This window comes from Endozoicomonas sp. YOMI1, from assembly GCF_024606345.1.
Lineage (GTDB): Bacteria > Pseudomonadota > Gammaproteobacteria > Pseudomonadales > Endozoicomonadaceae > Endozoicomonas.
Genome location: NZ_JAHHPM010000209.1, coordinates 25,674 through 33,146, shown reverse-complemented (window position 1 = coordinate 33,146; position 7,473 = coordinate 25,674). Strand labels below are relative to the sequence as shown.

The following is a 7,473-nucleotide window of genomic DNA, read 5'->3' as shown; positions in this document are numbered from 1 at the left end:
TTTTTCATCCCTGAGGGTGGCGCAAAACATTTTCTCGCGCCATGGGCATTTGTGGATGATTAATCTATGAAGCATTGAGCAGTCTCTTATGGAATGAAGGTATTTATTCTCAGTTTTTTAAAATGGTAACTACCAAGGTGCAGGATTTGCATAAAAGTAATCATGGCAAATCAGCTATGATTTATAGCAAATCACAGAGCCACGTGTGTTTTATTCTGTGCCGGAAAAGCAGAGAGTTACATTATCCCTTCAGGTATCTCAGCTTCAGGGATTAAGGGATAACTGGCAACGTTGGGTAGCTGGTAGTGCCACCACTTGGTTATCAGGGGCTTAAAACCGGCGATATTCATCACGCCTGCCAGCATAAGTCGGTTGCGCTGTGCTTCTTCTGAAACCAGATCGTTGCCATGATGAGCCAGCGGACGAAAATCATCAAATTGGCTACCCATGTCAAGCTCTCTGCCAAAACGGTCGGTGATGGTGAGATCCACCGCAACCCCTCTGCAGTGAGGGCAGGGGCCGGATTCCGGGTTACCAACATAGTCAGGGTCAGGCATATGTTTGAATAGGATTTGCTGTGCCGACAATGGGCGAAAGGCATCCCAGATTTTGAGTCGGAGATTCAGTGGTCTGAGCAGCTCAGTCGCTTTCAGCAGGCAAGTCAGAGCGTCAGTATGCAGGTAGCATTGGCTGCTTTTGTAAATGGGTTGGCCGGTAAAGTTGTTGCTACTGGCGTAGACAATATCAAGTTTTACGGGGTGGTGTTTTTCGCAAAGTAAAACCAAGTTGCCATTACTATTTATTGTCGTCACTGGAGTCTCCATACCAAGGCAAATGGCAAGCATAGTCACTATTTCATAGGTTTCCTGTATTTTTAGCGGGATATGGGGAGATGAAATGCATTTAATGGCTTTGATGGGTTCCATTCATCCTGAGCGGAGTCGAAGGGGGGGAAAATCCTTTGGCTCTTCACCGGGCTTGCTGGTTATGGTATCAATCTTGTATCGATTATCTGCTGCCCTGGTCGAAAAAAACTTAAGATATACAAGATCTTCAGGTGGCTTTATGGATGGCGTTTCCAAGGGTGGGAGTAATAGGCCTGTTGATGTTGCCAGTCAGGATAACAAACTGACGGCACCAGGTCAGCAAGTTAGTGGTGTGACGGATTCTGCTGAAAAGGAAAAGGTGTTGCCTGAGTCCGAACTCCATCAGCATGAAACGGGTTTATGGGAAAGAAGCGTATCCCGGACGGATCTGTCTGTGGACTGGTCCAGCGAGGATGAAGACGCTACTGACGATTTCAACGTTGATGAAGGTTTTCCTGATGTTGAACTCCCCGATTTTAGCAGAAGTGCGGATTTTTTTCCTGAGGCAGATGAGGACAGTGAGTCGGACGATATCATTTTTGAAGATGACAGCGGCTCATCCGGAATTGGGAGTGAGCCAGCGACTCCCGGTGAGGACATTGGCGACAATTGGGCGCTGCAGGCCAGCGCTGGAGAAAGATTACACAGGTCAGTCTCTTTGGGTGAAATTCCAGACCAGTCCAACGCTACCGCCAGTAAAATCAGCTGCAGTAATACTGAGCCTTCAGCGTGCCAGACGCTTGTGGTCAGATACTTACCCCAAGCCCCGGCAAAGAAGCCATGGGTAATCCGAAGCCGCAGTATCGATGCCAGTGATGAAGAGGCTAATTCGGTTTATCAGGCCGATCATCAGGAGGCCCTGTTGCTCAGGTCGCTGAGTAGTGATTTTATTATCGGTTTTATCGGTTTTAACGGAACCATTGACACGAAGGACTACACCACGAAGCTGTTTCTCCAGGATGGAGGGCTGAATATGGCCCGGGCGATCACTCTGGTGGCACCGGCTGAACGTGTCCCGACGATAGTTTCCTGGCTGTTTGATTTGGCCCGTGGTCTGGCAGTACTGAAACAGAACCACATTCTGCACCGGGATATCAAACCGGACAATCTGCTGGTTGATATAACTGCGAACCGTCTGCGAATCGCCGATTTTGGTAATGCACACCGGGTGATTGAGCACCGCTTTCCCTCCGATGCATCCGGCTCTGCCCTCTATTCTGCGCCAGAAGTGAGAAACAGCATGCCACAGTATTTCAGTGCTGATATTTACTCCGCTGGCATCTCATTTGTTGAAATTATGATGGATGCAGACTTATTGACCATGCATACCTGGCAGGAATTTCACCAACAGAACTTACTGGTAACTCTTGATGAACCACATTGTCAGCACCGGTCAGCCCCCGTGCTGGCGGAACTGGTCAACGGGATGATTCAACAAGATCCCGATCAGCGCCCCGGGGCGGAAACTATTGTTCGTACGCTGCAGGAACATGGTTTGCAACCATGATGCTGATCGCATCAGAACTGCCAAAGTGAGGAATTGGTATTACGTAAGTGTCGGTGGTAGCTGCTCCGGTTTAATAATTGGGTAGTTTATAGCCTCCGGTAGTTGATAGTGCCACCATTCAGTATCTAAAGGGTCGAAGCCGGCAATATTCATGACGCCTGCCAGAAGTAAACGGTTGCGCTGCGCCTCTGCAGAAATCTGTTCATTGCCATGGTGTGCCAGAGCGCGGAAGTCATCAAACGGGGTTCCCATCTCAAGCTCATGGCCGAAGTGGTCAATAATGGTGAGGTCAATTGCTATCCCGCGGCAGTGGCTGCACAAGCCGGTGTCCGGGTCGGAAACGTAATCAGGGTCAGGGAAAAACCGGAATAATTCTGCCTGAGCCGTTTTTGGCCTGAAAGCATCCCATACTTTCAATTTCAAATTCAGAGGACGCAATAACTCTGAAGCTCGTTTGATTCTTTCTGCGGCCAGTGGGTGAAGATAACAGTCGTGGTTTTTATAAACCGGATGTCCGGTAAAGTTATTGCTGGTCGCATACGCCATTTCGATGTCAATGCCAAACTGTTCTGCAGTAATGAGTTTCAGTTCTGTGGGCGCTTTCATTAAGACGATCTCACGTTTAATAACAGGAGTATTGGCTATGACCAGATAGAGAATATGGATTGTGCTCAGTGTTCCAGGCACCGGCTTGAAACCGCTAAAGCAGGTGGCTTTGGCTGATTATTATTTATCCGAGTTTAGACGATGGGGCAGAAAGGAAGGAGGTGAATAAACCCGGTAACACCTTTGCCAGTGAAACCGGGAAAGAAAAAAAGTAGAGGGTTAACTGCGATCGGCTACAGGTATGTAGTCACGTTTTGTCTCACCGGTGTACAGCTGACGGGGACGCCCGATACGGTAATCGCCGCTGATCATCTCATGCCAGTGAGCAATCCAGCCCGGAGTACGGCCGGTAGCAAAGATTACGGTGAACATCTCTGTTGGAATACCCAGAGCCTTGAGAATAATCCCGGAGTAGAAGTCCACATTGGGGTAGAGCTTCTTCTTGATGAAGTACTCGTCTTCCAGGGCAATTTTCTCCAGACGCTTGGCAATCCGGAACAGAGGGTCATCTTCAAGGCCCAGTTCAGTCAGCACTTCATCGCAGGTTTGCTTCATTACTTTGGCGCGAGGGTCAAAGTTCTTGTAAACCCGGTGTCCAAAGCCCATGAGGCGGAATGGATCATCTTTGTCTTTTGCTTTGGCAATGTACTCATCAATATTGGCTTCATCACCAATCTCGTTCAGCATCACCAGCACGGCTTCATTGGCACCGCCATGAGCAGGCCCCCAGAGCGCGGCGATACCGGCAGCAATACAGGCAAATGGGTTGGCACCGGAAGAGCCTGCGAGGCGAACGGTGGATGTGGAAGCATTCTGTTCATGGTCTGCATGGAGCAGGAAAATGCGATCCATCGCCTTGGCCAGAACAGGCTTGACTTCGTACTCTTCGCAGGGCGTGGCAAACATCATGTGTAGGAAGTTGCCGCCGTAGCTCAGGTCGTTTCGTGGGTAAACAAACGGCTGGCCAATCGAGTATTTGTAGGCCATGGCCGCAAGCGTAGGCATTTTGGAAATCAGGCGGTAGGCACAGATTTCACGATGCAGTTCATTGGTGATGTCCAGTGAGTCGTGATAGAACGCAGACAGGGCTCCGACAACACCGCACATAACCGCCATTGGGTGGGCATCACGACGGAATCCGGAGAACAGATCGCACATCTGTTCATGGAGCATGGTGTGACGCATGATGGTGTTTTCAAACTTTTCCTTTTCCTGGCGGCCAGGAAGGTCTCCGTAAAGCAGCAGGTAACAGGTTTCCAGATAATCAGACTGCTCAGCCAGCTGTTCAATTGGATAACCACGATGCAGAAGAATGCCTTTGTCGCCATCGATGTAAGTAATTTTCGACTCACAGGATGCAGTGGAAACAAACCCCGGATCATAGGTGAACAGACCGTTGGAAGTCAGCCCCCTGACATCAACAACATCAGGCCCGAGAGAGCCTGAATAAATGGGTAACTCCAGAGTCTGGTCCGTGCCGTCAATGGAGAGTAGAGCTTTCTTGTCAGCCATTTATGGCCTCCTGTCATGCCGTTTGGTCTCGTTATAGTTACTTTAGATGGATGCTTTTTAAAAAATGAAGCCGGAAAAATCACAAATAAAGCCGGGAGCCTGTTTAAAAAATATTTGAATTAGTTGTTATTAGGCCCCTATTACGGTTTGACCACTATAGAGACATAAATTTTTTTGTCAAACGAACTGATTATGAATGTAATCCGTAACCAATATATGAAACGCGGCTTGGTGTTTTAGGGGTAAGTGCTTAATAAGGTGAGCAATTGTAATTACCTGTTAGAGTGTATATACTCCGACACGAAGCCGTAAGGGCAGGTTCTTCGGACCTCCGGCTTTAAATTGAGGGGAAATCGTTTATTTCGCATTTAGCGTTTCTCCACTTGCTTGTCGTAGGGTCCAGAGAACCTGGATGTTCTTGCTGATTCTGCTGTGTACGCCACCGAGCGTTGGGGCAAAAGAGTGAATAGCAAAAGACCTGTCAATCTCGATATAACAACAATCAAATTACCCCTGCCTGCATACACTTCGATATTGCACCGCATATCGGGTGTCATCCTGTTTGTTGGTCTGGGTTTTCTTCTGTATGGACTGGATTTGTCGCTTGCTTCCGAGGAGTCATTTGACGCTCTCAAGGCCTTGCTGTCAGCTCCCCTGGCAAAATTCATAATCTGGGGCATTCTGTCTGCCTTGATTTATCATTTTATTGCTGGAGTGAAACATCTGTTGATGGATGTTGATGTGGGTGATGGCAAGGAGTCAGGAAGTCTGGGAGCTATTATAACTCTGGTTCTGTCAATAGTGCTGATTATCCTTGCGGGGGTTTGGGTATGGTAACCAATATCACCAATTTGTCCCGCAGTGGGCTTTATGACTGGATGCTGCAAAGGCTGACAGCTGTGGTTCTTGGTGCCTATTCGGTGTTCCTGCTTGGCTATCTGGTTATCAATCCCGGTCTCCAGTTTGGCCAATGGGCTGAGCTCTTCGATGAAACATGGATGCGGATTTTTACCCTGCTGGCGCTGATTTCTATCCTGGCTCATGCGTGGATCGGTATGTGGACGATTACCACTGACTACTTTAATGATCGAGCTTTTGGCAGAAAGTCCGTTCTCATCCGTTTTCCTTTGCAGATTGTGTGCTTTATTGCTCTGTTCAGTTATGTGATCTGGGGCGTGCAAATTCTTTGGGGGCTTTAATCGATGTCAGCACTTCGTACCCTTACCTATGATGCCATTGTTATAGGTGGTGGGGGAGCAGGCATGCGTGCCGCGCTCCAGCTTACTCAGGCCGGAATTAAAACGGCCTGCGTCAGTAAAGTATTTCCTACCCGTTCTCACACGGTATCTGCCCAGGGCGGTATCACCTGTGCAATTGCCAGCGCAGATCCAAAAGATGACTGGCGCTGGCACATGTTCGATACGGTGAAAGGCTCCGACTATATTGGTGACCAGGATGCTATTGAGTATATGTGCTCGGTGGGTCCGCAGGCGGTTTTCGAGCTGGAACATATGGGCTTGCCATTCTCCCGGACTGAAGAGGGTCGAATTTACCAGCGCCCGTTCGGAGGTCAGTCCAAAGATTTTGGTAAAGGTGGTCAGGCCGCCAGAACCTGTGCAGCGGCAGATCGTACTGGTCACGCACTGCTGCACACGCTGTATCAGGCTAATTTGAAGGGTGGTACCACCTTCCTTAATGAATGGTATGCCGTTGATCTGGTGAAGAATCAGAAAGGTCAGGTTGCCGGTGTTATCGCAATTGATATTGAAAGTGGCGAAACCGTTTATATCAAAGCAAAAGCAACAGTAATGGCCACCGGTGGTGCAGGACGTATTTACGCTTCCACCACCAATGCCCTGATCAATACCGGTGACGGTATCGGTATGGCTTTGCGTGCCGGATATCCAATGCAGGATATGGAGATGTGGCAGTTCCACCCCACTGGCATTCATGGTGCGGGTGTGCTGGTAACAGAGGGTTGTCGGGGTGAAGGTGGTTACCTGATTAACAGTGAAGGTGAACGCTTCATGGAGCGTTATGCGCCAAACGCCAAAGACCTTGCTGGCCGCGATGTTGTTGCCCGCTCTATGGTTATCGAGATTCTTGAAGGACGTGGTTGTGGTCCCAACAAGGATCACGTACTGCTGAAGCTGGATCATCTGGGTGAAGAGACACTGAACCTGCGTCTGCCCGGCATCTGTGAGCTGTCTAGAACCTTTGCTCATGCGGATCCTGTGAAAGTGCCGGTGCCTGTGGTACCCACCTGCCACTACATGATGGGGGGGATTCCAACCAATGTTGGCGGTCAGGCTCTTCGTCAGGATGGGGCAGGTAAAGATGAAGTGATTGAAGGCCTTTATGCCTGTGGTGAGGCGGCCTGTGTTTCTGTACATGGTGCCAACCGTCTGGGTGGTAACTCTCTACTGGATCTGGTGGTCTTTGGTCGCGCCGCAGGCCTGCAGATTGAGAAGAACCTGAAAGAGGGCTTTGATTCTGTGGACGCCTCAGACAGTGATGTGGAAGCAGCCTTGTCCCGACTTGATCGCCTGAACAAATCAAGCAGTGGTGAAAGCGTTGCCAAAGTGCGTGCTGACCTGCAGAACACCATGCAGCTCTATTTTGGTGTGTTTCGTGAAGGTGAGAGCATGCAGAAAGGTCTCAAGTTGCTGGATGAACTGGGTGAACGGCTGGCCAACCTTCATCTGGAGGATAAGAGTCAGGCATTCAACACGGCCAGGGTTGAAGCACTTGAGTTGGAAAATCTGTATCAGGTTGCTTATGCAACGGCCATTTCAGCCGAGGTCAGAACAGAGTCTCGTGGAGCTCATGCCCGTAATGATTTCCAGGAGCGGGATGATGAAAACTGGCTGGCGCACTCGCTTTACTCACCGATTGATAAATCAGTAAGTAAGCGTGCTGTTAATTTTGCCCCGGCAACAATGGAGGCATTTCCTCCCAAGGCAAGAAGCTACTAAGGGAGAG

Annotated in this window: 7 protein-coding genes; 4 read left to right on the top strand and 3 right to left on the bottom strand. The window is 49.4% G+C overall.

The genetic code is table 11. The annotated features are described in order from the left end of the window. Positions 1-236 precede the first annotated feature (236 nt). On the bottom strand, positions 237-926 hold the full coding sequence (ddpX, locus tag KDK15_RS07260; RefSeq protein WP_257294693.1) for a D-alanyl-D-alanine dipeptidase: 690 nt from the start codon (positions 924-926) through the stop codon (positions 237-239). Positions 927-1,065: 139 nt separating this feature from the next. Here ddpX (KDK15_RS07260) and KDK15_RS07255 point away from each other — a divergent pair, with 139 nt between their 5' ends. Then, positions 1,066-2,373 carry a protein kinase gene (locus KDK15_RS07255; protein WP_257294692.1) on the top strand — a complete coding sequence of 436 codons (1,308 nt, stop codon included), beginning with the start codon at positions 1,066-1,068 and terminating at the stop codon, positions 2,371-2,373. A 39-nt stretch (positions 2,374-2,412) separates the two neighbouring features. Here KDK15_RS07255 and ddpX (KDK15_RS07250) read toward each other — a convergent pair whose 3' ends face one another. Both ddpX (KDK15_RS07250) and gltA read right to left on the bottom strand, forming a co-directional pair. After that, positions 2,413-3,060 carry a D-alanyl-D-alanine dipeptidase gene (gene ddpX / locus KDK15_RS07250; protein WP_257294691.1) on the bottom strand — a complete coding sequence of 216 codons (648 nt, stop codon included), beginning with the start codon at positions 3,058-3,060 and terminating at the stop codon, positions 2,413-2,415. A 138-nt stretch (positions 3,061-3,198) separates the two neighbouring features. After that, positions 3,199-4,491: a citrate synthase gene (gene gltA, locus KDK15_RS07245; protein WP_257294690.1), complete on the bottom strand. Its 1,293-nt coding sequence runs from the start codon at positions 4,489-4,491 to the stop codon at positions 3,199-3,201. 462 nt (positions 4,492-4,953) lie between these two features. On the opposite strand from gltA, the gene sdhC reads away from it, so the two are divergent. From sdhC to sdhA, 3 genes are read left to right on the top strand one after another with little or no spacing between them, the layout of a single operon-like run. Continuing rightward, positions 4,954-5,328, top strand: coding sequence for a succinate dehydrogenase, cytochrome b556 subunit (gene sdhC, locus KDK15_RS07240; protein WP_257294689.1), 375 nt, complete (start codon positions 4,954-4,956; stop codon positions 5,326-5,328). Then, positions 5,322-5,690, top strand: coding sequence for a succinate dehydrogenase, hydrophobic membrane anchor protein (sdhD, locus tag KDK15_RS07235; RefSeq protein WP_257294688.1), 369 nt, complete (start codon positions 5,322-5,324; stop codon positions 5,688-5,690). Before sdhC ends, sdhD begins: the two co-directional genes overlap by 7 nt. Before the next feature lie 3 nt (positions 5,691-5,693). Further along, positions 5,694-7,466, top strand: coding sequence for a succinate dehydrogenase flavoprotein subunit (sdhA, locus tag KDK15_RS07230; protein ID WP_257294687.1), 1,773 nt, complete (start codon positions 5,694-5,696; stop codon positions 7,464-7,466). Positions 7,467-7,473 lie beyond the last annotated feature (7 nt).